At 66.0% G+C, this 21,060-nt stretch carries 23 protein-coding genes and 1 pseudogene; 7 read left to right on the forward strand and 17 right to left on the reverse strand.

Features of this window, described 5'->3' with window-relative positions; all coding sequences use genetic code 11:
• Positions 1-12: 12 nt before the first annotated feature.
• The 6 genes from SMD10_RS18930 to SMD10_RS18955 are packed head-to-tail and all read right to left on the reverse strand — an operon-like array spanning position 13 to position 5,305.
• Complete coding sequence (locus SMD10_RS18930; RefSeq protein ID WP_331687295.1) at positions 13-1,470, reverse strand: TrkH family potassium uptake protein; 1,458 nt, start codon at positions 1,468-1,470, stop codon at positions 13-15.
• Positions 1,471-1,508: 38 nt separating this feature from the next.
• Entirely contained in the window at positions 1,509-2,636 is a 1,128-nt protein-coding gene (locus SMD10_RS18935) for an ATP-binding protein (RefSeq protein WP_331687296.1), read from the reverse strand.
• Positions 2,633-3,631 (reverse strand): ATP-binding protein, encoded by a 999-nt coding sequence (locus SMD10_RS18940; protein WP_331687297.1) that lies wholly within the window; start codon positions 3,629-3,631, stop codon positions 2,633-2,635. Before SMD10_RS18940 ends, SMD10_RS18935 begins: the two co-directional genes overlap by 4 nt.
• On the reverse strand, positions 3,628-4,032 hold the full coding sequence (locus SMD10_RS18945; protein ID WP_331687298.1) for an ATP-binding protein: 405 nt from the start codon (positions 4,030-4,032) through the stop codon (positions 3,628-3,630). Before SMD10_RS18945 ends, SMD10_RS18940 begins: the two co-directional genes overlap by 4 nt.
• A gap of 6 nt (positions 4,033-4,038) precedes the next feature.
• Positions 4,039-4,413, reverse strand: coding sequence for an STAS domain-containing protein (locus tag SMD10_RS18950; RefSeq protein ID WP_331687299.1), 375 nt, complete (start codon positions 4,411-4,413; stop codon positions 4,039-4,041).
• A 4-nt stretch (positions 4,414-4,417) separates the two neighbouring features.
• The gene (locus SMD10_RS18955) at positions 4,418-5,305 is read right to left on the reverse strand and encodes an STAS domain-containing protein (RefSeq protein ID WP_331687300.1); all 888 of its coding nucleotides are present in this window, start codon (positions 5,303-5,305) and stop codon (positions 4,418-4,420) included.
• A gap of 200 nt (positions 5,306-5,505) precedes the next feature.
• Here SMD10_RS18955 and SMD10_RS18960 point away from each other — a divergent pair, with 200 nt between their 5' ends.
• Positions 5,506-5,916, forward strand: a complete 411-nt coding sequence (locus tag SMD10_RS18960; protein ID WP_331687301.1) for a BA14K family protein — start codon at positions 5,506-5,508, stop codon at positions 5,914-5,916.
• Positions 5,917-5,963: 47 nt separating this feature from the next.
• Here the strand turns inward: SMD10_RS18960 and SMD10_RS18965 are convergent, their stop codons facing one another.
• Positions 5,964-7,793, reverse strand: coding sequence for an aminopeptidase P family protein (locus SMD10_RS18965; protein WP_331687302.1), 1,830 nt, complete (start codon positions 7,791-7,793; stop codon positions 5,964-5,966).
• Between the two features lie 214 nt (positions 7,794-8,007).
• On the opposite strand from SMD10_RS18965, the gene SMD10_RS18970 reads away from it, so the two are divergent.
• The 4 genes from SMD10_RS18970 (at position 8,008) to SMD10_RS18985 (ending at position 9,389) form a co-directional block, all read left to right on the forward strand.
• Complete coding sequence (locus tag SMD10_RS18970) at positions 8,008-8,154, forward strand: hypothetical protein (protein ID WP_331687303.1); 147 nt, start codon at positions 8,008-8,010, stop codon at positions 8,152-8,154.
• Positions 8,155-8,232: 78 nt separating this feature from the next.
• The gene (locus SMD10_RS18975) at positions 8,233-8,394 is read left to right on the forward strand and encodes a hypothetical protein (RefSeq protein WP_331687304.1); all 162 of its coding nucleotides are present in this window, start codon (positions 8,233-8,235) and stop codon (positions 8,392-8,394) included.
• A gap of 296 nt (positions 8,395-8,690) precedes the next feature.
• The gene (locus SMD10_RS18980; protein ID WP_331687305.1) at positions 8,691-8,822 is read left to right on the forward strand and encodes a hypothetical protein; all 132 of its coding nucleotides are present in this window, start codon (positions 8,691-8,693) and stop codon (positions 8,820-8,822) included.
• 363 nt (positions 8,823-9,185) lie between these two features.
• Positions 9,186-9,389, forward strand: a complete 204-nt coding sequence (locus tag SMD10_RS18985) for a hypothetical protein (protein WP_331687306.1) — start codon at positions 9,186-9,188, stop codon at positions 9,387-9,389.
• An 81-nt stretch (positions 9,390-9,470) separates the two neighbouring features.
• Here the strand turns inward: SMD10_RS18985 and SMD10_RS18990 are convergent, their stop codons facing one another.
• From SMD10_RS18990 to SMD10_RS19000, 3 genes are all read right to left on the reverse strand, one after another.
• A complete protein-coding gene (locus SMD10_RS18990) occupies positions 9,471-10,337 on the reverse strand; it encodes a 50S ribosomal protein L11 methyltransferase (protein WP_331687307.1) in 867 nt (288 codons plus the stop codon).
• The gene (locus tag SMD10_RS18995) at positions 10,334-12,214 is read right to left on the reverse strand and encodes a cation:proton antiporter (protein WP_331687308.1); all 1,881 of its coding nucleotides are present in this window, start codon (positions 12,212-12,214) and stop codon (positions 10,334-10,336) included. Before SMD10_RS18995 ends, SMD10_RS18990 begins: the two co-directional genes overlap by 4 nt.
• Before the next feature lie 96 nt (positions 12,215-12,310).
• The gene (locus SMD10_RS19000; protein ID WP_331687309.1) at positions 12,311-12,904 is read right to left on the reverse strand and encodes an SCO family protein; all 594 of its coding nucleotides are present in this window, start codon (positions 12,902-12,904) and stop codon (positions 12,311-12,313) included.
• Positions 12,905-13,065: 161 nt separating this feature from the next.
• Here SMD10_RS19000 and SMD10_RS19005 point away from each other — a divergent pair, with 161 nt between their 5' ends.
• Entirely contained in the window at positions 13,066-13,761 is a 696-nt protein-coding gene (locus tag SMD10_RS19005; RefSeq protein ID WP_331687310.1) for a DapH/DapD/GlmU-related protein, read from the forward strand.
• On the opposite strand, the gene SMD10_RS19010 is transcribed toward SMD10_RS19005, so the two are convergent.
• Together SMD10_RS19010 and SMD10_RS19015 are read right to left on the reverse strand one after the other, a co-directional pair.
• The gene (locus tag SMD10_RS19010) at positions 13,731-13,979 is read right to left on the reverse strand and encodes an MFS transporter (RefSeq protein ID WP_331687311.1); all 249 of its coding nucleotides are present in this window, start codon (positions 13,977-13,979) and stop codon (positions 13,731-13,733) included. The genes SMD10_RS19005 and SMD10_RS19010 overlap by 31 nt on opposite strands.
• Complete coding sequence (locus SMD10_RS19015; protein ID WP_331687312.1) at positions 13,973-14,773, reverse strand: MFS transporter; 801 nt, start codon at positions 14,771-14,773, stop codon at positions 13,973-13,975. The genes SMD10_RS19010 and SMD10_RS19015 overlap by 7 nt, the downstream gene beginning before the upstream one ends.
• A 224-nt stretch (positions 14,774-14,997) precedes the next feature.
• On the opposite strand from SMD10_RS19015, the gene SMD10_RS19020 reads away from it, so the two are divergent.
• Positions 14,998-15,501 (forward strand): cytochrome b, encoded by a 504-nt coding sequence (locus SMD10_RS19020; protein WP_331687313.1) that lies wholly within the window; start codon positions 14,998-15,000, stop codon positions 15,499-15,501.
• A 13-nt stretch (positions 15,502-15,514) separates the two neighbouring features.
• Here the strand turns inward: SMD10_RS19020 and SMD10_RS19025 are convergent, their stop codons facing one another.
• From SMD10_RS19025 to SMD10_RS19045, 5 genes and pseudogenes are all read right to left on the reverse strand, one after another.
• Positions 15,515-15,811: an AzlD family protein gene (locus SMD10_RS19025; RefSeq protein ID WP_331687314.1), complete on the reverse strand. Its 297-nt coding sequence runs from the start codon at positions 15,809-15,811 to the stop codon at positions 15,515-15,517.
• Entirely contained in the window at positions 15,804-16,517 is a 714-nt protein-coding gene (locus SMD10_RS19030) for an AzlC family ABC transporter permease (protein WP_331687315.1), read from the reverse strand. The genes SMD10_RS19025 and SMD10_RS19030 overlap by 8 nt, the downstream gene beginning before the upstream one ends.
• Positions 16,518-16,689: 172 nt before the next feature.
• Positions 16,690-19,125: an NAD-dependent DNA ligase LigA gene (gene ligA / locus SMD10_RS19035; protein ID WP_331687320.1), complete on the reverse strand. Its 2,436-nt coding sequence runs from the start codon at positions 19,123-19,125 to the stop codon at positions 16,690-16,692.
• An 11-nt stretch (positions 19,126-19,136) separates the two neighbouring features.
• Positions 19,137-20,813, reverse strand: a complete 1,677-nt coding sequence (gene recN, locus SMD10_RS19040) for a DNA repair protein RecN (RefSeq protein ID WP_331687316.1) — start codon at positions 20,811-20,813, stop codon at positions 19,137-19,139.
• A gap of 125 nt (positions 20,814-20,938) precedes the next feature.
• Positions 20,939-21,060, reverse strand: a pseudogene (locus SMD10_RS19045) (ISAs1 family transposase); the annotation flags it as partial.

Consider the following 21,060-nt stretch of genomic DNA (forward strand, 5'->3'; position numbering starts at 1 on the left):
CGCGACGGACCGTCAACCCTCCCAAAATTCCCGCAAAAACACGACATAGACGGTCACCAGCTCGAGGCGACCCAGCATCATTGCCGTCATCACCAGCCACTTGGCCTCGTCGGGAAGCGCCGCGAAGGTTGTGGATGGCCCCACCAGCGGACCGAGGCCGGGCCCGGCGCCCGCCATCGCCTGGGCGATCGATGACAAGCTCGTGACCAGATCGAGGCCGGTCGTCATCAACAGCAGAGATAAGGCCGCGAAGGTCAGGAGATAGAGGAAGAGGAAGTTGCGCACACTGCTCATCGTCTCCTCGTCCACCCGTCGGTGCTGGTAGCGCACCACCAGCACCCGCCGCGGCGACAAGGTCTGCCGCAGCTGCCGAATGGCTCCCGGAAACAGGAGCTGCCAGCGGAAGATCTTCACCGAGCCGGCGGTGGAACCGGCACACCCCCCGACGAAGTAGAGAAAGAAGAAGAAGCCCACCGCGAAGCTGCCCCAGGCCGAGAAGTCGTCCGTGGCAAAGCCGGTGTCGGTGAGGATCGATGTAATGTTGAAGGCCGAGACCCGCAGCGCGTGCACGGGCTCCATTCCCCGTGCGATGTTCCATCCAGTCATCACCACGATGGCCAGCAAGAGGATCTTGAAGAAGGCCGAGATCTGCTGGTCTTCCAGAACGACCCTGCGTCCGCGCGCCATGAAGTTCGCATAGAAGACCAGCGGCAGCGCACCGCTGATCATTCCCAGCATCAGCACGACCTCGATCAGCGGCGAATCAAAATAGCCGATCGAGGCGTCGTGGGTCGAAAACCCGCCCGTGGCGATCGCAGCCATGGCGTGGTTGATGGCGTCGAAGGGCTGCATCCCGCAGGCGATCAGCGCGAAGGCGCAAGCCGCCGTCAGCCCCAGATAGGCGCCGCCGATCGCCCGAGCCATCTGCGCGACGCGCGGATAGGCCTTGCCCGACACGTCGGATGATTCGAGCAGGAACAGCTGCATGCCGCCGACGCCCAGGAGCGGCAGCACGGCCAGCGCCATCACCACGATGCCGACGCCGCCGATCCAGTTGAGCAGCGACCGCCAGAGCAACAGGCCAGGCGCCATATGGTCGAGCCCCGTCAGGACGGTCGAGCCGGTCGTCGTCAGGCCGGAAACGGTCTCGAACAGCGCGTCCGTGACCGACAGGCCGAGTGACGAGAACATCAGCGGCAAGGAGCCGAAGAAGGTGACCACCAGCCAGGCGGACACCGTGATGAGATAGCCGGTGCGGCGGTCGAGCACCCGCTGCTCTTCGCTCTTGCGGAAGCCGGCCACCAGAAACGCGCCGACACCGCCGACCAGGACGATGCAGGCCAGAAAATTGCCGGCATCCGCGTTGTCGGTGCCGTAATCGACCAGCATCGGCAGGATCATGGTCGCCGCCAGCGCGAGCAGAAACAGGCCGTTGAGGTAGACGACAAAGCCGATACGGTCAGACTTCATGACGGGAGAAAACCGGAGAGAAAAAAGCCGGCGAGGCCTCAGCCATTGGGAACGAGAAGCGTGATCGACAGACCATCGTGGCCGTCGACCTCGATGTCGGCGTTGAGCTTGCGGGCGCTGCCCTGGACGATCCGCCAGCCGAGCGACCGGGAATCGCGCAGCACGGCTTCGGCATCGATCAGGCCCGGCCCGTCGTCGCTGACCCTCAGGACGAAGCCAGGTTCGCGAAGATAGATCTCGATCAGGATCCGTCCGGCATCGTGCCGGCCTTTGAAAGCGTGCTTGGCCGCGTTCGTCACCAGCTCGTTGACGATCAGGCCAATCTCCGTCGCCATGTCGAACGGCACCGTCACCGATTCCAGCTCGCAGTCGATTTTCACGCCGCTCGACCCGAAGGCCTCGCTGAGCTGGTTGGCGAGTTCTTCGATGTGCAGCATCAGATCGATCCGCGTCACATCGTCGGCGCGGTGCAGGAAATTGTGCGCATTGGCGAAGGCGCGAATGCGGCTCGTCAGCGTCTCGAATGCCTCGCGCGCCTCGACCGACTGCATCTGTCGCCCCTGCATCACCGCCAGGGACTGAATGACAGCAAGATTGTTCTTGGTGCGATGGTGCAGTTCGCGCAGCAGAAATTCCTGCTGTGCCAGGGAATCGCGCAATGCGCGGTTCTGCTCGGCCAGTTCGTCAAGCGGATTGCTCTTGGCCGCCCCGACCATGGCGTCGGCCGTCGCGTGGCTGAGCGTCGCGGGATCGAGATCGCCCTCCAGGTTGAGCCGCAGCGTCGCCACCGTGCCGCCGGAGCCGCTCTCCAGCTCGAACTCGTCGACCAGCTTGCGCGAGCCCGACAGACCAAGGCCGAGCCCTCCGCCGGCATGCGGTGTGTTGTAGCCCCCGGCGACGTTGACGGAGGACGGAATGCCGCTGCCGCCGTCCGAGATCTTGGCGATGAGCTGGGTGCGCTTGCCGCGCCGCTCGAAGGAAAACTCGGCAATGCCGCCGCCGGCATACTGCAGGGCGTTGCGCGCGATCTCGGAGACCGCGGTGGCGAAGCGGATCTGGTCGCGGACATTGCAGCCACTGGCCTTGGCGGCCACGCGCGCGGTGCGACGAGTGTGCGCCACATCGGTGTCGCGGTCGATCCGAACCGATGTGACGACGAGCTTCATTCGCGACCCCTCAGAACCACCACGCCGCAATCGTCCGTGCCGCGTCGGCGGCGGCGATAGAGCGTCGCCGCGATGGTCATCGGATTGCGCACGAAAAGCGGCGTGGGATCGGGGGTCCTTTCCGAACCCCTGAGCCCGTCGGTCGACAGCACGAGAAGCGCCCCCGCCGGCCAGTCGTGTTCCGTCACCGTCGGGCGCCGCGAGCTGGAGCCGACGATCCCCGGCGCCGATGGAATACCTCTGCGGTCGGCACCGGCGTGGATCTCGCCCTTGACGTTGCCCAGTCCGGCGGCCCTCAGATGTCCCGGCTCATGCGGCAGCTCGACGATCAGGGCCGCCGCACCGCGCGTGCCCACCATCGCCGCGGAGACGCGCCGCTCTGTCTCTTCGAGCGTGCTCGCCCTCGCCTGACAGAACGCCGCCACGCCGAGTTCGGCGTCGCGCGCCGCCGCCGCGCCGTGACCGAGCACGTCCATCAGCATGACCATGGTGTGATCGCCTTCGTGGCGCAGCGCCCAGGCATCGCCACCGACATCGAAACCAGGCTTGGCCACGGTGAAGCCGGCGTCCTCGATGACCGTCGAGCGAACGGCATTGCCGGACCTCACCGTCGCGACCAGCGTGGTGCCGGCGCTGTCCGAGTAGATATCGAAAGCATCGGCCTGCCGCCGTATGGCGCCCAATCCGCCGCCGATGCCGCCGTCGTCCGGCCCGGCCGTGGAGTAGCCGTCGGCAAGGGCGGCCTCGATGGAGACGAGCCCCGGACCGGAATCGACGGCAATGACATGCAGGCCCAGCGGCTCGTGCGCCTGGCTCGGCACCAGGATGATCTCGCCTTCCCTGGCATGGCGCAGCAGATTGGTCGCCGCCTCCGTCGCGACGATCGCCAGCCGGTCGCACTCGGCATCCGACAGGCCGATCTGCCGGCCTTCCTGCACGGCACGGCGACGGGCGGCTCCGACCTGGCTGGGTTCGACGACGGGAAGAAGGATCATCGCGAATAACTTTCCAAAGTCACGATCGTACCTGTCTTCGCCGACGAGACAATATGAAAGCGATCGACCAGCCGGCGCGCTCCGCTGAGCCCGAGGCCAAGGCCTTTGCCGGTGGTGAAACCGTCCTGCAGCGCCCGCTCCACATCGTCAATCCCCGGACCGCGATCCTCGCAGGTCGCGACCACACTTTTGCCGGCACGGGCCTCCTGGATCCGAAAGGAGATCACACCGCCGCCGCCATAGATCACCGCATTGCGCGCCACCTCCGAAACCGCGGTGACGAACTTGGTCCGCTTGAGCGCGTTGGCGCCGATCCGCCCCATTGCCTTCATGGCGGCGTCACGCGCAAAGACGATATCGCTGGTGCGCGACAGCGTCACGCTTGAGACATCATCCGCCAAGGCCGATCAACGCCTGCCCTGCTTGAGCATGATCATCGCCCGATCGGCATTGAGAGCCGTTTCGACCCCGTCGAGCGTCATGCCCAGTTCGACCAGCGTCATGGCCACCGCCGGCCGCATGCCGACGACGATGGTGCGCGCATTCAGCATCCGAGACATCTCGGCCATCGCGCCGAGCATGCGCCCTGCAAAGGTATCGACGATCTCCAGGCTGGAAATGTCGATGATGACGCCATGCGCGTTGACGCGAGCGATCTCCTCGACGAGTTGGTCCTGCAGCACCAATACGGATTGATCGTCGAGATCGTCGCGAATCGCGACGATCACACAGCCGGTGATGGTAACGATCGGCGACCCGCTCGCGGCAGCAAGCTGTTCCACCGATTTAGCCTCGCACTTTGCCGCTATCGCGGGCCAGTGTCGGCTCGCCCGGCGCCACGCGCAGGCCGATGCGCTCGAACGCATAGGCCAATCCGCTCTGCAGATCGCCGCGCGTCGTGACGTTGGGCAGATCGACGCCGAGATGGACAATGGTCTGGGCGATCTTGGGGCTGATGCCTGAAATCACGCATTCGGCGCCCATCAGCCGGACAGCCGCGGCGGTTTTCAGCAGATGCTGGGCGACCAGAGTGTCGACGGTCGAGACCCCGGTGATGTCGATGATCGCCACTTCGGCCTCGCGCTGCACGATCGCCTCGAGCAGGTTCTCCATCACTGTCTGGGCGCGGAAGGAGTCGAGCGTGCCGATGAGCGGCACCGTGACGATCCGCTCCCAGATCCTGACGACCGGAGCGGAAACCTCGGTCATCTCCGACTGCTGGCGTTCGATGACTTCCTCGCGCTTCTGCACGAAGGTATCGATGGCGTAGAGGGCGAGCTGATTGATGACGCGCGTGGCGTTCCAGGCCTCGTCGATCATATGGCTGGGATCGTCGACCATGGCTTGCTTCAGCCTTTGGAAGATGCCCTGCTTGATCGAGGCGATGAACCAGAACATTTCGGTCGGCGAGACGCCGCGCTGGGTCCGGGCGTCGCTGATGTGCTCCAAGGCCTCGCGCACCGGGTCCCATGCCGGATTGGCGAAATCGAACTCATCGCCCAGCCCGGCGGTCTTCAGCGCCCGGACCACGGCTGCCAGCAGCTCCCGGCTCTGCGCCTCGGTTTCGCGTGGCGACACGAGATCCGTCCGCTTCACTCCCTCCTTGGCCTGATCCCGCAGCCAGGTCGCGAGGATCTGCTCGAAATCGGACTGCATGATCGTCGCAAACGTCACGGATTGCCCATCCATTGCCTTGTCACCCTATGCACGCGTTTGGCGGTATCTATGCTGCCCGTCGGTTTTTCGCCACCGCAAATTATTTGGTCCTCAATCGACACATTGGCATGGTCCGATCACGATGGCGGCACGTTCAGGATCAGTTCAGGTGACAAATCGTTAACTTGGCGCATCTTTAGGTTGCCAAGGAGGATCAGATGCTCAGCAAATCCGTCGGAGCGAAGGCGGCCGCGGTGGCGCTCGCCATGTCGGTTTTTTCGGCCGCCATTCCCAGCACCGTGCCGGTCGTCGGCGTCAGTGAGGCGGCGGCCGATCCCTATCGCCACCACCGCTCTCACCACCGGTATTATCGTCCGCGCCACCACAGCCACAGCCACAGCCACAGCGGCGCGGGCGTCGCCGGCGCCATCATCGGACTGGGCATCGGCGCGGCGATCGCCAGCCAGGCGCAGCCGCGGGTGTACTACCCGGCGCCCAGCTACCGCAGCTATCGGCCCGCGCCGTGGACCGCCGAATGGTATCGGTATTGCTCGGCGAAATACCGCTCTTTCGACCCGCGCTCGGGCACGTTCCAGCCCTATCACGGCCCGCGCCGGCTTTGCCAATGAGCCCGATCGGACCCGGGCGATCGTGACGATCGCCTAGGTCCTGACCGTCAGGCACCGAGCGGTGCGGTCACGCTCTCCAGCCAGGCCGAGGTGGCCTGGTCGAGGAGCGGCGCCAGCTCTTCGCGAACGGTCGCATGATAGGCGTCGAGCCACGCGATCTCCTCGGGCGACAGCAGCTCCGGCAGGATCAGACGCCGGTCGATCGGCGCGAGCGTCAGCGTCTCGAACGACATCATCGGACGGTCTCCCCCCGGGATCTCCGTCGCATCCTTGACGAGGATCAGGTTCTCAGTGCGGATGCCGAACGCCCCCTCGCGATAGTAGCCCGGTTCGTTGGAGATGATCATGTTCGGCTCGATCTCGGCCGTGCCCCGGCGCGAGATGGACTGAGGCCCCTCGTGAACCGCGAGGTAGGAGCCGATGCCATGGCCGGTGCCATGCGCGAAGTCGCAGCCGGCCTTCCATAAGGCGATGCGCACGATCGGATCGAGGTCCATGCCGCGCGTGCCTTTCGGAAAGCGCGCGATGGACAGCGCGATCACGCCTTTCAGGACCAAGGTGAACTTCTCGCGCATGTCGGCGCTCGGCTCTCCGCCGATGACGACGGTGCGAGTGATGTCCGTCGTGCCGTCCTCGTATTGGGCGCCGGAATCGACCAGATAGAGCTCGCCGGCCTGCAGCGGGCGGTCGGTCTGCCGGGTGACGCGGTAGTGCACGATGGCGCCGTTCGGACCGGCTCCCGAGATAGTGTCGAAGGAAACGTCGCGCAGCGGCATCTGGGTGGCCTCGCCGGCCTTGTCCCGCAGGCGTTCCAGCTTCTCCGCCGCGACGATCTCGGTGATGCTGCCCGGCGCCTGTGTGTCGAGCCAGAACAGAAATTCCGTCACGGCAGCGCCGTCGCGCCGATGGGCGGCGCGGGATCCGGCGATCTCGGCCTCGTTCTTAATGGCGCGCGGCAGGCGTGCCGGATCGGCTCCTTCCACCACCGTGCCACCGGCCTCTTCGACGACGGCCCGCAGCCGTTCGGCCGTCAGGGCGGGATCGAGCAACACCTTCCGCCCCCGCGCGAGATCGGCGACGGCCGCCTCGAAGCCGGCGGGATCGTCGAGCGAGCAGAGACCGCTCAGATAAGCTCTCACCTCGTCGTCAAGCTTTGCCGGATCGACGAACAGGCTCGGCTGGCCATTGGCGGGTAGGATGGCAAACGACAGGGGCAACGGAGTGTGCGGTACGTCGCTGCCGCGAATGTTGAAGGTCCAGGCGATCGACGACGGGTCGGTCATGACCGTGGCAGCGGCGCCCTTCTTGGCTAGGTCGGAGCGCAGCGCTTCGAGCTTGTCGGCCGCCGGGCGTCCGGCGAAACGGTCCGGATGGCGCCAGATGCGGCCGCGCGGCGGCGCAGACCGATCGGTCCAGATCGCGTCCAGCGGATTGTCCGCGACCGGAACCAGCCTCCCCTCCGTTTCGGCCAGCGCCTCGGAGAGCCGCTTGGCTTCGGCGATCGTGTGCAGCCAGGGATCGAAGCCGATCCGCAGTCCCTCGGTCTGCTGCCGCAGATAGTCGGACAAGGGCGTGGTGACCGAACTCTCGATCTCGAAGACGTCGCCGTCCACCTGGGTACGGACCTGCACCGTGTAGCGCCCATCGGTGAAGATGACGGCGCTGTCCTTCAAGACCAGGGCGACGCCGGCCGAGCCCGTAAACCCGGTCAGCCAAGCGAGACGGGCGGCCGAGTCGGGAATGTACTCGCCCTGGTGCTCGTCGGCGCGCGGCACGATGAAGCCGTCGATCGCCAACGCCTCGAAGCTCTCGCGAAGACGGGCCACGCGTTCGCCGCTCGCGGCCGAGCCCGCCGGGTCGTCGAAGGTCTGAAACATCCTCTGCTCCTCAAGCTGGCCTCGCCGTGCACCATGGCGCCGAACGCGCCCGACTCGGAAAATCCTCCGGTCGGCCGTCTTGTCGCATTGCAATATCCGAAAACGTCGTATGCAGCGAACCCGCTAACTGAATGCGACAATCCGTTCCACATTGGTGTCAGACAGAAACGGCGCTCCAAGCCGTTCCAATTCGAATTTGACCAGGAGCCATACGATGGCACGCACCGAAACCTTCGACGCCCCGCGCACCGAATCGCGCAGCACCCTCCGCAAGGCGGTCGACCGGGTGATGGCCGCCCGCCAGCGGGAGGCCGACCGGTTCATCCGCAATCACATGAACCGCTGGTCCGACAGCTTCTGACGCCTCCGCGTCCTCCCTTTTCGCCGGACCGCAAGTCGGTTCGGCCCGATCGCCCTTCAAGAATTCAGGAGTACAACCATGACCTCGACGCGTCATGACCGCCAGCATCGCGACGTCAACGGCGGCTCGTTCCGCCAGACCGTGAAGCGTATCCTCGCCGTACGCCAGCGCCACGAAGACGTGTTCGCCGAGCGTATGGGCAGCTTCGTCGGTCCCGAGTTCGGCCGTCCGTTCCAATAAGCCGACACTGCTTCCGGCGTTCAAACGCCGGATTTCTTCCTTGTCCTCCCAAGACGGGTACGCCGGGCCGCAATGGTCCGGTGTTTCTTTTTGGGCGACAATCGCCCGGCGGGATGGGCTCGCGACGACCGCGCCGAATCGAGACCGCATGCCGCAGCCGCCGTTCGACGGAGCCGGGTTGCAAATTCAGCAAAGGCCTCATGCGGTCGAGGCCCTAACTCAATCTCCTCAGATGATCCAAGTATAGATCAACGACGCACGGCGTTGACGGAATTTTGCGATCAGGAGCATCGAACATGTCCAACTCTTTCGAAACCACCAGCGAACAGCGCAAGCCTTCCTTCCTGCACAAGGCCATGACCAAGGTCATGGAGTCTCGCCAGCGGCAGGCCGAGCGCTACATCCAGCAGCGCCCGCTGAGCTTCTGAGAAGCCTCTGAGGCCGGCCAGCGCGACGAACGGTTCGTTGTGCTGGCGACGGTCCGATCCGCGATATCGCATCTCGATCGTTCTGTGCGCCGGTGGCCCAAAGCCGCCGGCGTCCTCGTTGATGCGACACCCGCGTCGCTCTTCGGCACCGGTATTGTTTGTGTCGATCGAAGATCAGCCAAGCCGAATATTGGATTCGGCCTCGCCGTCGCTGACGAAAGTTAAAGAAATTGTGTCGTTTCGCACTTTTGTGCGATGCAATATGCGGGATGGACCTATGCAATGCGACCACTGGTCGCAGGGAAAGGTTACCGACATATTCAGCAGCAAGGGAGGGCTGTATCAGCCAACCAGGAGCCAGCTATGACTGACGCAACCTACACCGACCTCAGCATGCGCAACCGCGCGGGATCGCGCAGCGTGATGCGGACCGTGTTCGGCAAGATGATGGAGGCCCGCCAGCGGCAGGCCGACCGTTACGTCGCCCAGCTTTCGGAGTTCAGCGGCGGCATCACCCATGCCGGGCGGGGATCGTTGTTCGAGGGAACGGCGCCTGAGCGCCGCTGATCCCTCAAATCTTCCACCGATAGAGCGCCGGTCGCACCTTGCGGCCGGCGCTTTTGATTCAGGCGCCTCGAATCGGCGGCGTCAGCGCGACAGGTGAAGCGTCACCCATTCGCCGCGCCACAAGGTGTGACGATGAACCAAGCCCTGCGCGCGGTAGGCCGCCAGCACGGCGCGGCGCTGATGCGCCAGGATCCCCGACAGCACCACATTGCCGTTCGGAGCCAAATGCCGAGCAACCTCGGGCGCCAGCTTCATCAGCGGACCGGCCAGAATGTTGGCGACGATCAGCTCGAACGGTCGACGCTCCGCGATCTCCGGCGACCGCAGGCCGTTGGCGACGGTGGTCCTCACCCGCACCGTCTCGCCGTTGAGCGCGACGTTCTGCCGGGCGACGTCGACGGCGACCGGATCGATGTCGGTCGCCAGGACAGGAATGCGGGCGAGCTTGGCCAAGGCGATGGCGAGCACGCCGGTGCCGGTGCCGAGATCGAGAGCGTTGACGGGGCGGCGCCGGCCGACGAGCCTGGCGATCATCTCGAGGCACCCGGCCGTCGTGCCGTGATGCCCGGTGCCGAAGGCCTGACCCGCCTCGATCTCTATCGCAAGATCGTTGACCGCCACCTTGTCGCGGTCGTGCGCGCCGTGGACGAGAAAGCGCCCTGCCCGCACCGGCTTCAACTCGGCCAGCACCTGCGCCATCCAGTCGACGTCCGGAAGCAGCTCCGTTTCGATCGTGGGCGCGTCTTCGCCCAGAGCCCGCCGGACCTCGGCCAACCGGTCGCCATCTTCGACGTCGAGATAGAGCGCGACCTCGTGGATATCGGCGGCCTCGTCCACCTCGATGATCGCGAGGGGGGCGCCTTCGTCCTCGAAGGCGCGTTCGAGTGTGGCATAGGCATGTTCGGCGACCGGCTTGGACGCCTTCAAGAAATAACGGGCCTGCTTCATCCCTTGACCTCATCGGCGGCGCGGCGGGCGCGCTCGGCACGAACCTCTCGATCGACCGTCGTCGCCTTGGCGATCTTCTCCTGATCGCGATCCTTGCGCCGTGGGCCAAAGCTCAGGATCGTATCGCCCGTCGTGGGGCTACCCGATCCTTCGACGGCGGCAAAGACGAGCGCGCCCGACGGCCGCACCCACAACAGCACGTGGGTGCCCTCGGGGCACGACGACGTGAAGGCATCGAAATCGAACGTCTCGGTAAGGCGAGTCGCCTGAAAGATCCAGCCGTCCACGGCGTGGTCGCGCAACTCGGCGAAGGTCTTGCCGGGCTTGAACAGCGGCAGACCGCCGATCGTGTAATTGACCGAATGGCGGTCGGAGTTGCCGTTCGTCGCGCCAATCTGGAACACGGCGGAGCGCCCCACCTCCGGCGCGAAGTCGGTGCAGATCAGGGTGTTGTAGGCGTCGTTGTCGGTCGCCGCGACGATATAGGAGAAGCGCGACAGGTTGAGCGAATGGTGGGCGCTTTCCGACAGGATTTCGCCGAACCAGGTCTCGACCTCGGCGAGCCGCGCCTCGGAAATCCGCGACCAGTTGGAATCGGCGACGAGTGTCGGGACATTCAGCGCGTTCAACCGGCGCGCCAAGCCGATGGTGAAGCGCGAGGCACCGACGAGCAGCATGCCAGGCCGTTCCGCCGCCCGCAGGCCGAGCACCCGCGCCAGGGGACCGAGCGTGAAACCGTGCAGCACGATGGTCGCCGCCACGACCGCGAAGGTGAAGGCAATCATCCGCCGCCCGTCCTCGACGCCGTACGCCGCGAGCGTGGACCCGAACAGGCCGGAGACGGCCACCGCGACGATGCCGCGCGGTGCGATCCAGCCGACCAGCAGCCGTTCCTGCCAGGACAGCTGGGTGCCGATGGTCGACAGGAACACCGCCAGAGGCCGCACGACGAAGAGCACGGCCAGCACGAAGAACAGCGCCTGCCAGTCGAGCCGCGCGATCTCGTCGCGCGACAGCGCCGCCGTGAGGATGATGAACAATCCGGAGACGAGCAGCGTCGAGATCGTCTCCTTGAACCGCCGCAGATCGGTGATCGAGGACAGCCTGAGATTGGCCATGGTGATGCCCATGATCGTCACCGTCAGGAGGCCGCTGTCGTGCAGGATCAGGTTGGAGGCGGCGTTCATTCCGATCACCGCGACCAGCAAGATCGGCGCCTTGAGATATTCCGGCGCGTGGCCGCGCGAGAACAGCCGGCTCAACACGTAGCCGCCGCCGATCCCGCCGACCACGGCGAAGAGAGCGGCCACCGAGCCGCGCACGATGAGATTCTCGGCTTCGTGCGCGCCGCCGAGCACCAGCAGCGTTTCGAAAGCGGCAACGGCGAAGAGCGCGCCGATCGGATCGTTGATGATGGCTTCCCAGCGCAGGATCGACGCCGGGCGAACCGTCAGATGTGCCTGGCGCAGGAGCGGCATGATCACGGTCGGACCGGTGACCACGAGGATCGCGCCGAGCACGATGGCGGTCGGCCAGCTCAGACCGGCCAGAAAATGCCCGGCGAGCGCCGTCAGCAGCCAGACCAGCGGACCGCCGAGCACGATGACCCGGCGCACCGCCATCGAGGTCTCGCGGATCTCACGGAAGTTCAGCGTCAGGCCGCCCTCGAAGAGGACGATCGCCACCGCCAGCGACACCAGCGGGCGATACAGCCCGTCGAAATCCTCGACCGGATTGAGGAAGCCCGTCACCGGGCCGAAGATCAGCCCGACGGCGAACAGCAACACGATGGCCGGAAGTTGCCAACGCCAGGCCACCCATTGCGCGGCGATGCCGGAAATTCCGATCATCGCCAACTGCAGACTCAGATGTTCCATGCAAACGGATGCCCCGTTGACCAAGCCGCAGAATTAGGCGGCGCCGCAGGAAAGGAAATCCCCTGCACGTGTCGATGATTGGCGCCGGCTAAGACTTCAGGAGGCCAGGCGTTCCAGCTTCTGCTGAGCGACCTTCGGATCCTCGCCGTAGGCGATGGTGCCGGCCAGCCGGCCCTCGCGGTCGAGCAGAAAGACCGAGGCGGTATGGTTCATGGTGTAGTCGCCGTCGTTGCCCGGTACCTTTTCGGCATAGATGCCCCAGCCCTTCACCATCTTTTCGACCTTGTCCGGATCGCCGGTGATGCCGACGATATCGGCGCCGAGGGCACTCAGATAGTTCTTCAGAAAATCGGGAGTGTCGCGCTCGGGATCGACGCTGACGAAGACGACCTGCAGCTCCTTGCCCTCCTGCCGCAACGCCTGCTGATAGCCGGCCATTTCGTAGAGCGTGGTTGGGCAGACGTCCGGGCAATGCGTGTAGCCGAAGAAGATCGCCGTCGGCTTGCCGCGCAGCGCCTGTTCGGTGATCGGCTGGTCATTCTGGTCGACGAGCTGGAACGGCGTCCCGTAGGGCTCCTCGCTCGCCACCGGCGATCCGTTGCCGTAGAACAGCGCGATGGTCGCGATCGCCCCGGCCAGAAATGCCACGACGGCCCACAGTCCATAACGAAGGATGGCGGTGCGTTTCATGGAGAACTCGTGATCGTCGGTTCGATGGGCGCCGATGGTGCGCGATCGGCGCCACCGTATCGCGGGCCGGCCTGTCGTGAGGCGGCTCGTCTGTCTATAGGAAGCCGGGACCGGCTTTGCCACCTCCACCGCCTAACGGGATTGCGAAAAAAGGCCGATCGATGCAGACGAACGACCACGACGATGCCGAAGCGGCCGACGGCACGACGGACCTGCGCGTCCGCCCGTCGGAGCCGCGCATCCATCCGACCGCCGAGTTGAAGGCCTGCCGGCTCGGCCGTTTCACCGAAATCGGAGCCCGGGTGGTGTTGCGGGAGGTGACGGTCGGCGACTTCTCCTATTTCGAGCGCGGGGGCGAAGCGATCTATGCCGAGATCGGCAAGTTCTGCTCGATCGCCGCAAACACTCGCCTGAATGCGCTCGAGCATCCGATGGAGCGTGTCACCACCCACAAGATCAGCTATCGGCCGAACGAATATTTCCGCTATCGGGCCCTCGACGGAGCATTCCGCGAGCGGCGGAGCCATGCGCGCGTGACCATCGGCCACGACGTATGGATCGGCCATGGCGCCGTTGTGCTGCCGGGCGTCACCATCGGCAATGGCGCGGTGGTGGGCGCCAACGCCGTGGTGACGCGCGACGTGGCGCCCTACACGATCGTCGCCGGGGTGCCGGCCCGGCCGATCCGCGAGCGGTTCGCTCCCGCGATCGCCGGGCGCATCGAACGGCTCGCCTGGTGGGACTGGCCGGCCGAAACGCTGTTCGACGCCGTGCCGGACATGCAGGCGCTTGCCATCGAAGCCTTCCTGGAGCGCTGGGAGGCGCGTCAGGCGCGCCATTCGGTGGCGAAGAAATAGACCAGGGCGGCGGCCGGAAGCGCGACGCCGATGACGCAGAGCCCGGTCCAGCCGAAGCTTTGGAGGACCGGGCTGGTGAGCGCCGAGCCGAGGGCGCCGCCGGTAAAGAAGACCGCCATGTAGACCGCATTCAGCCGGTTGCGGATGCTCGCATCCAGCCCGTAGATCTCGCTCTGGCTGACCACCATGTTGGCCTGCACGCCGAGATCGATCAGCACTGCCGCGACGACGAGACAGGCGAGCGACGTCGTCCCGAAGAAGGCGATGACGAAGGCCAGGACGACAGTCGAGATCGCCGCCGCCGTTCCCAGCCGCGAATAGCCCCGATCCGCGAGGCGGCCGGCATAGGCGCCGAGAAGATGCCGAGCACGCCGGCCAGGGCGAACAACGCCACATCGCTCGGACTGAACCCGTAAGGCGCGCGCATGAGGATGATCGGCGCCCCGGTCCAGAACACCGTGAACACGCCGAACAGAGCGGCATGATAGAGCGCCCGGCGCCGCAGGACGGGTTCGCCGACGAACAGCTTGGCTAGCGACGCAATGAGTTCGCGGTAGGATCGCGAATGCTCGGGCCGCCGCTCCGGCAGGACGAAGACGCACGCCACCGTGTTCAGCGCGAGCAGCGCCGCGGACAGGCCAAAGACGCCCCGCCAGCCGACGAATTCGGCCAGGAAGCTGGCGATCGGGCGGGCCAGCAGGATGCCGGTCAGAAGACCGCTCATCACGTTGCCGACGACGCGGCCGCGCGTTTCGTACGGCGCCAGATGGGCCGCCAGCGGCACCAGCAGCAGCAGGCCGACACCGTAGCCGACCTGCGCCAGCGTCACGATCAGGCTTTCGCTGCCGGGATGCATCCGGATGCCCTCGCCGATCAGCGAGACGAGCGGCTGCGCGTAGTACAGATTCGCGGCCAGCGCGCCGCAGGAAAACGCGATCAGCCAGGTCAGCGCCCGGCCGATCCCGTTCGGCGACGCGGCCGCCGCGTCGGAGCGGGTGGTCGATGATGTCATGAAGGACGATGAAACCGATGAAGAAGGACGGCCTACAGAATAGTGCGCCGCAACATAAGCGCCGCCGTCCTTCGGCATTCGTCTCATGAACGCACCGTCATGCGTCGGCAAGAATTTTTACATTTCGTCGCACAGCCGCGCTCGGTCTCGGAGTAATCTTGCCCAAATAGGTCGTCGCGGCGGCGTGGAGGATGTCGCCCCGCGCTGCCAGGAGGAGAACCCCGATGGAAGATCCTGCTCCCACCCGCAGTGGCTGGTCCGCTCTCAATGTCTGGATGCATTGGCTGATCGTGCTGCTGATCGTTGTCCAGATTCTCGACCATGAGGCGATGGAAGAGGCTTGGCATGCCCAGATGCAGGGCACGGCCGCGACCGCCGATGGCTCGTATGCCTGGCTGCACGTCGCCGTCGGCATCCTGATCCTCGCCTTCGCGCTCACCCGGCTGGCCGACCGCTTCATCCGGGGCCGTCCGCCGCATCCGACCGGAGAACCGACCTGGACCCTATGGCTTGCGAAGATCGTGCATTTCCTTCTCTACACGCTGCTGATCCTGATGCCGATCTCCGGCATGGTGGCCTGGTTCGGCGGAGTTGGGCCCGCAGGCTTCGCTCACGGCACGATGTGGACGATCCTGCTGGTGCTGATCGGGCTGCATGTCCTCGGTGCGCTGGCGCAGCATTTCGTCTTCAAGACCAACGTCCTGACGCGGATGTTCAAGCCCGGATAAGAACGATCGGCCGTCAATAGCCGAAGGCGCGGGCGACGATGACGATGCCCGCGCCTATCGCCACCGTGGCCAGCAGAGGCAGCCGAAACGTGCAGATCAGGACGACGAGAATGGCCAGTCGCTCCGGCCATCCGCCGTTCACCAGAACCGGCGTGACCAGCGTCGTCAGCACGGCCGCCGGAACGGCGTTCAGCGTGGCTTCGAGCCGTCGCGGCACCCGGTCCAGCCGCGACAGCAGGAGATGGCCGCTGATGCGTGCCAGATAGGTCAGCACACCGGCGAAGAGGATGAGAAGCCAGATCTCATTCATCGCCGGACTTCCTCCCGAGCGAGCCGGACGCCCCCTGCCCGGTGATGGCGGCATAGGCCAGGCCGGATACGGCGCCCAGTGTGACGTGCCAAGGCGGGCCGATGGTGAGGTAGACGATCGTCGAGACCACGGCGCTGACCCCGGCAACGGCATAGAAGCCGCTGCGATGGCGGAAGCCCATCAGGATCGAGAGGAAATAGACCGGCAGAATGACGTCGAGGGCAAAGGCGCGGGTGTCGTCGATCATTCGGCCGAACACCGCGCCTACGACCGAGGCCAGGCACCAGTTCGCATAAAGGGCGAAGCCGTGGGTGAAGTAGTAGGCGCTGGTCAGCCGCCGGTTGAGGGCGCGCGCTTCGGAGGCCCCGAACGCCGGGTCGGTCAGCAGGAAAAAGGCACCGGCCTTTTCCAGCAGCGAAAAGCTGGCCAGATGGCGCCCGATCGAGGCCGAATAGAGGATCATGCGGGCGTTGAGGGCAAGCAGCGACAGCAGCGCCGTCCAAAGCGGTGCGCCGATGCCCAGAACCTGCAAGGCGGCGAGTTGGCCCGCGCCCGCGTAGACCGCCATGGAATAACCGAGCGTCTGCAGGATCGTCAGACCGCTGTCGGCCGCGATCGTGCCGTAGACGATCCCGAACGGGAAGATCGCCACGATCACGGGCAGGACGTCGCGCGCCGCGTCTCGAATTTCGGATCGGGTGGACAAGGCAAGACCGGAGGGACAGAAAGACCGCTCTTCTTAACGACCGTCCATGGCCGCGTCGACCCGATATTGACTTAGAGCGTGATGAGATGAGCTGCGCTCATCATTCCGCTCTGTTCTCCTGTTTTGGCATGATCTTTTCCGAAAACCGGTTCCCACTTTTCGGGATCATGCCCTAGGCCCGCCCGATCCGCTCGAACCAGGTGTCCTCGTCGATGACCTCGACGCCGAATTCGGTCGCCTTGGCGAGCTTGGAGCCGGCGCCGGGGCCTGCGACGACGAGATCGGTCTTCTTCGACACCGAGCCGGCGACCTTCGCGCCCAGCCCTTCGGCCATCGCCTTGGCCTCGTCGCGCGACATCTTTTCGAGAGAGCCGGTGAAGACGATGGTCAGGCCGGAGACGGGCGAGGACGCGGACGGTTTCGGCCGATCGTTGGTCGTCGTCACCCCCGCATCGAGCAACGCCTCGACGGCCTCGCGATTGTGCGTCTCGGCGAAGAACTGGATCAGCGATTCGGTCGCGGCCGGGCCGATATCGCCATCCTTTGCCAGCGCCAGAAACGCTTCGCCCGGGGCCTGGCCGCGAGCGGCGGCCATCGCGGCGCGCACACCGGCCGCGTCGTCGAACCGCTCGCGCAGCGCCGCGCGCTGGTTGGTCTTCAGTCCCAATGCGTTATGGCGCAACGGATCATAGGCCTCGTCGTCAAGCGACGCCTTGTCGACCGCCATCATCGCGTCGAACGTTTTGCCCCCGATCGAGGGCGTGCTCTGCAGCGCCAACCAGTCCTCGCCGGGCTGTTCCTTCGCCGCCGCATCGACGCCGTCGATGAAGCCGCGCACGTCCGGAAACAGCCGGGCCAGGGCCTTGGCCGAGGTCTCGCCGATCTGCGGGATGCCGAGGGCGAAGATGAAGCGGTCGAGCGGCACCTCGCGGCTCGCCTCGATCGCGGCCAGAAGATTGTCGATGGCCTTGGTGGTCTCGGCCTTCTTGGCGGGCTTCTCCGGCTCGGCCTTGCCCTGGGCCTTGCGCCGCGCCTCCGACACCTCGCGGCGACGCGCCTCGATCGCCTCGCGCAGCGGCTCGAACTCGAGCCTGAAGATGTCGGCCGGCTGGCGCACCAGACCGGCGTCGAACAGCGTCTCGATATAGGTCTCGCCGAAGCCCTCGATGTCGAAGGCGCCGCGCGCGACGAAGTGCTTCAGTCCCTCGCGCCCCTGGGCCGGACAAGTGAGGCCGGCGGAGCAGTGCCGCTTGGAGTCCGGGCGGCCGGTGCGCGGGTTCATCTCGCGCACCGCCTTGGAGCCGCACACCGGGCAATGGTCCGGAAAAACGAAGGACTGCGCGTCCGCCGGCCGCTTCTCCGGCACGATGTCGAGCACCTGCGGAATGACGTCGCCGGCGCGCTGGATCAGCACCGTGTCGCCGATGCGAATGTCCCGTCCCTCGCGGATCGCGTTGCCGCCCGAATCGCGGCCGGCGATATAGTCCTCGTTGTGCAGCGTCGCATTGGAGACGACGACACCGCCGACGGTGACCGGATCGAGCTTGGCGACAGGCGTGAGCGCGCCGGTGCGCCCGACCTGGATCTCGATGTCGCGCAGGATGGTCGTCGCCTTCTCGGCCGGAAACTTGTGGGCGATGGCCCAGCGGGGTGAGCGCGAGACGAAGCCGAGACGGCCCTGAAGGGCCAAATCGTCGACCTTGTAGACGACGCCGTCGATGTCGTAGCCGAGCGAGGCGCGGCTCTCCTCGATGCGGTGATAGTGCTCGATCAGCTCGGGAATCGAATCAAAACGCTGCATCAAGTCGTTGACCGGGAATCCCATTTTCCCGATCGCCTCGACCACTTCGGTCTGCGTCGCACCGGGCAGTTCGCTCGCCTCGCCCCAGGCATAGGCGAAGAAGCGCAGGCGGCGGGAACGGGTGATCGAGGCGTCGAGCTGCCGCAGCGAGCCGGCCGCCGCGTTGCGCGGATTGGCGTAGATCGGCTTGCCCTCCTCCGCCTGGCGCTGGTTCAGCGCGGCAAAGGCGACGTGGCTCATATAGACCTCGCCGCGCACCTCGAAGACTTCCGGCGCCCAGCCCTTCAGCTTGACCGGGATGTCGTCGACGGTGCGGGCATTGCGGGTGACATCCTCGCCCGTGGTGCCATCGCCGCGCGTAGCGGCCGAGACGAGTTCGCCATTCTCGTAGCGCAAGGACAGCGACAGGCCGTCGATCTTGGGCTCGGCGGTGATCGCCAGCGGCGCCGTCTCGGCCAGCTTGAGGAAGCGGCGCACCCGCTTGGCGAAATCCGTTACATCTTCGTCGGAGAAGGCGTTGTCCAGCGACAGCATCGGGATGGCATGGCGGATCTTGCCGAACTTGTCGGAGACCTCGGTGCCGACGCGGTTCGACGGCGAATCGTCGCGGATCAGTTCGGTGAAGCGGGCCTCGATGGCGCTATTGCGCTTGCGCAGCGCATCGTAATCGGCATCGGAAACGCTCGGCGCATCCTCGGCATAATAGCGCCGGTCGTGCTCGGCGATCTCTTCGGCGAGCGCCGCCAGTTCGGCGCGGGCCTCGTCTTCGGACAGCTCTTCGACCGGCTTTTCACGCAACGCCATCATCCTGTCTCCGGTCATGCCGCGCCTGGCGTCAGCAGGCGGCCGGCCGCGGCCCGGGCCTCGTCGGTGATCGTCTCGCCGGCCAGCATGCGGGCGATCTCCTCGCGCTGGTGATCGTCGGCGATGGCGGTGACGCGGGTCACCAGCCGTTCCTCCTCGGCGCCGGCGTCGGACTTGGAAATCAGAAGATGCGTGGTGGCGCGCGCCGCGACCTGTGGCGCGTGGGTGACGGAGAGCACTTGGACACGCTCGGCCAACCGCGCCAGCCGGCGGCCGATCGCATCGGCGACGGCACCGCCCGCGCCGGTGTCGATCTCATCGAACACCAGGGTCGGGGCCGAGCCGCGATCGGCGAGCGCCACTTTGAGCGCCAGCAGGAAGCGCGACAGCTCGCCGCCCGAGGCGACCTTCATCATCGGCCCGGCGCGCGTGCCGGGATTGGTGCGCACCCAGAATTCGGCCGTATCGATACCGGTCGCCGAGGGGGAGTCGAGCTCGCTCTTCAGCTCGACGATGAATTCCGCCCGCTCCAGCTTCAGATCCGGCAGCTCGGCCATCACCGCGCCCTCGAGAAGGCGGGCGACCGTGCGGCGCTTCTCCGACAGCTCGCCGGCAAGCCGGTCGAAAGTCTCGCGACGCTCGGCAACCTGGGCCTCGAGCGCGCCGAGCAGCGCCTCGCCGGCATCGAGGTCGGCGAGTTCGCCGATCATGCGCGCCTGCAAGGTGGGCAATTCGTCGACCGGAACGTTGAACTTGCGGCCGGCGGCCCGCAAGGCGAAGAGCCGCTCCTCGGTCTCCTCCAGCGCCTTGGGATCGAACTCCACCTGCCGCAGCGCGCTTTCGAGCCCCATCTGGGCATCCGACAGCGCATCGAGCGCCACTTCCAGGCGGCCGATGGTCTCGTCGAGAAGGCCGGGCGCCACGTCCTTCTTGCGTTCGAGACGGCGCAGCAGCCCGGCGAGCGCGGGAATCGGAGAGGTTTGGCCTGCCAGCTCCTCGTGCGCGTCGCTGACGTCGGTGGCGATCTTTTCCCAGCGCATCATGGCCTGCCGGCGATCGGCCAGTTCCGCCTCCTCGCCGGCGATCGGAGCGAGCTCCGACAGTTCGTCGACCGCGGAACGCAGGAAATCGGCCTCGCGCACCGCTGCCTCGACGGCGGCGCGCCGGCGGTCCCGCTCGTCTTCGGCTTCCCGCCAGGCCCGGAACGCGCGGCCGACCTCCCGAACTTCCCCCGCCAGCCCGCCGAACGCGTCCAGCAACTGCCGATGGGCGCTGCTGTCCACCAGAGCCCGATCGTCGTGCTGCCCATGAATTTCGACCAGAAGGCTGCCGAGATCGCGCATCAGCGAGACGCTGGAGGGCCGGTCGTTGACGAACACGCGGGTGCGGCCGTCGGCGCTCTGCACCCGGCGGAGAATCAGGTCGCCGTCGTCGTCGAAGCCATTGTTGGACAGCATCACGCGGGCCGGGTGATCGGCCGCCAGATCGAAGACCGCCGTGACCTCGCCCTGCTTGGCGCCGTGGCGGACGAGCCCGCCGTCGCCGCGCCCACCAAGCGCCAACGACAACGCATCGAGCAGGATCGACTTGCCCGCACCGGTCTCGCCGGTCAGGACGGACAGCCCCGCGCCCAGCGCAAGGTCCAGGCGCTCGATAAGAACGATGTCGCGTATGACAAGGTGAGCAAGCATGGGCCGTTGTTGATCAACCGCCGGCGCCAAGGCGACCGGGCTGAGGACAAGATATGCCCCCGCGTCCGCTGTTGTAGATCATAAAAGGACGGAATGAAAAAGCGCCCTCTGCTTCGAGCGCAGGGCTATCGCATTTGGCCGAGGATGGAACGAGCGAAGTCGTTGGACCATCCGGATCGCTTTCGCTTGCGACGGATGGAGATTGAAGGCCTGGCGCGCTTGAGCATGTTGAGGGCGAGCTTTCGCA

It is taken from the genome of Consotaella aegiceratis (assembly GCF_036541425.1).
Classification (GTDB): domain Bacteria; phylum Pseudomonadota; class Alphaproteobacteria; order Rhizobiales; family Rhizobiaceae; genus Consotaella; species Consotaella aegiceratis.

Excerpts from the sequence above, each read along its gene's own strand:
- SMD10_RS18930 (WP_331687295.1), bottom strand. The coding sequence starts at position 1,470 with ATGAAGTCTGACCGTATCGGCTTTGTCGTCTACCTCAACGGCCTGTTT.
- SMD10_RS18935 (WP_331687296.1), bottom strand. The coding sequence starts at position 2,636 with ATGAAGCTCGTCGTCACATCGGTTCGGATCGACCGCGACACCGATGTG.
- SMD10_RS18940 (WP_331687297.1), bottom strand. The coding sequence starts at position 3,631 with ATGATCCTTCTTCCCGTCGTCGAACCCAGCCAGGTCGGAGCCGCCCGT.
- SMD10_RS18960 (WP_331687301.1), top strand. The coding sequence starts at position 5,506 with ATGCTCAGCAAATCCGTCGGAGCGAAGGCGGCCGCGGTGGCGCTCGCC.
- SMD10_RS18965 (WP_331687302.1), bottom strand. The coding sequence starts at position 7,793 with ATGTTTCAGACCTTCGACGACCCGGCGGGCTCGGCCGCGAGCGGCGAA.
- SMD10_RS18970 (WP_331687303.1), top strand. The coding sequence starts at position 8,008 with ATGGCACGCACCGAAACCTTCGACGCCCCGCGCACCGAATCGCGCAGC.
- SMD10_RS18975 (WP_331687304.1), top strand. The coding sequence starts at position 8,233 with ATGACCTCGACGCGTCATGACCGCCAGCATCGCGACGTCAACGGCGGC.
- SMD10_RS18980 (WP_331687305.1), top strand. The coding sequence starts at position 8,691 with ATGTCCAACTCTTTCGAAACCACCAGCGAACAGCGCAAGCCTTCCTTC.
- SMD10_RS18985 (WP_331687306.1), top strand. The coding sequence starts at position 9,186 with ATGACTGACGCAACCTACACCGACCTCAGCATGCGCAACCGCGCGGGA.
- SMD10_RS18990 (WP_331687307.1), bottom strand. The coding sequence starts at position 10,337 with ATGAAGCAGGCCCGTTATTTCTTGAAGGCGTCCAAGCCGGTCGCCGAA.
- SMD10_RS18995 (WP_331687308.1), bottom strand. The coding sequence starts at position 12,214 with ATGGAACATCTGAGTCTGCAGTTGGCGATGATCGGAATTTCCGGCATC.
- SMD10_RS19000 (WP_331687309.1), bottom strand. The coding sequence starts at position 12,904 with ATGAAACGCACCGCCATCCTTCGTTATGGACTGTGGGCCGTCGTGGCA.
- SMD10_RS19005 (WP_331687310.1), top strand. The coding sequence starts at position 13,066 with ATGCAGACGAACGACCACGACGATGCCGAAGCGGCCGACGGCACGACG.
- SMD10_RS19015 (WP_331687312.1), bottom strand. The coding sequence starts at position 14,773 with ATGACATCATCGACCACCCGCTCCGACGCGGCGGCCGCGTCGCCGAAC.
- SMD10_RS19020 (WP_331687313.1), top strand. The coding sequence starts at position 14,998 with ATGGAAGATCCTGCTCCCACCCGCAGTGGCTGGTCCGCTCTCAATGTC.
- SMD10_RS19025 (WP_331687314.1), bottom strand. The coding sequence starts at position 15,811 with ATGAATGAGATCTGGCTTCTCATCCTCTTCGCCGGTGTGCTGACCTAT.
- ligA (WP_331687320.1), bottom strand. The coding sequence starts at position 19,125 with ATGATGGCGTTGCGTGAAAAGCCGGTCGAAGAGCTGTCCGAAGACGAG.
- recN (WP_331687316.1), bottom strand. The coding sequence starts at position 20,813 with ATGCTTGCTCACCTTGTCATACGCGACATCGTTCTTATCGAGCGCCTG.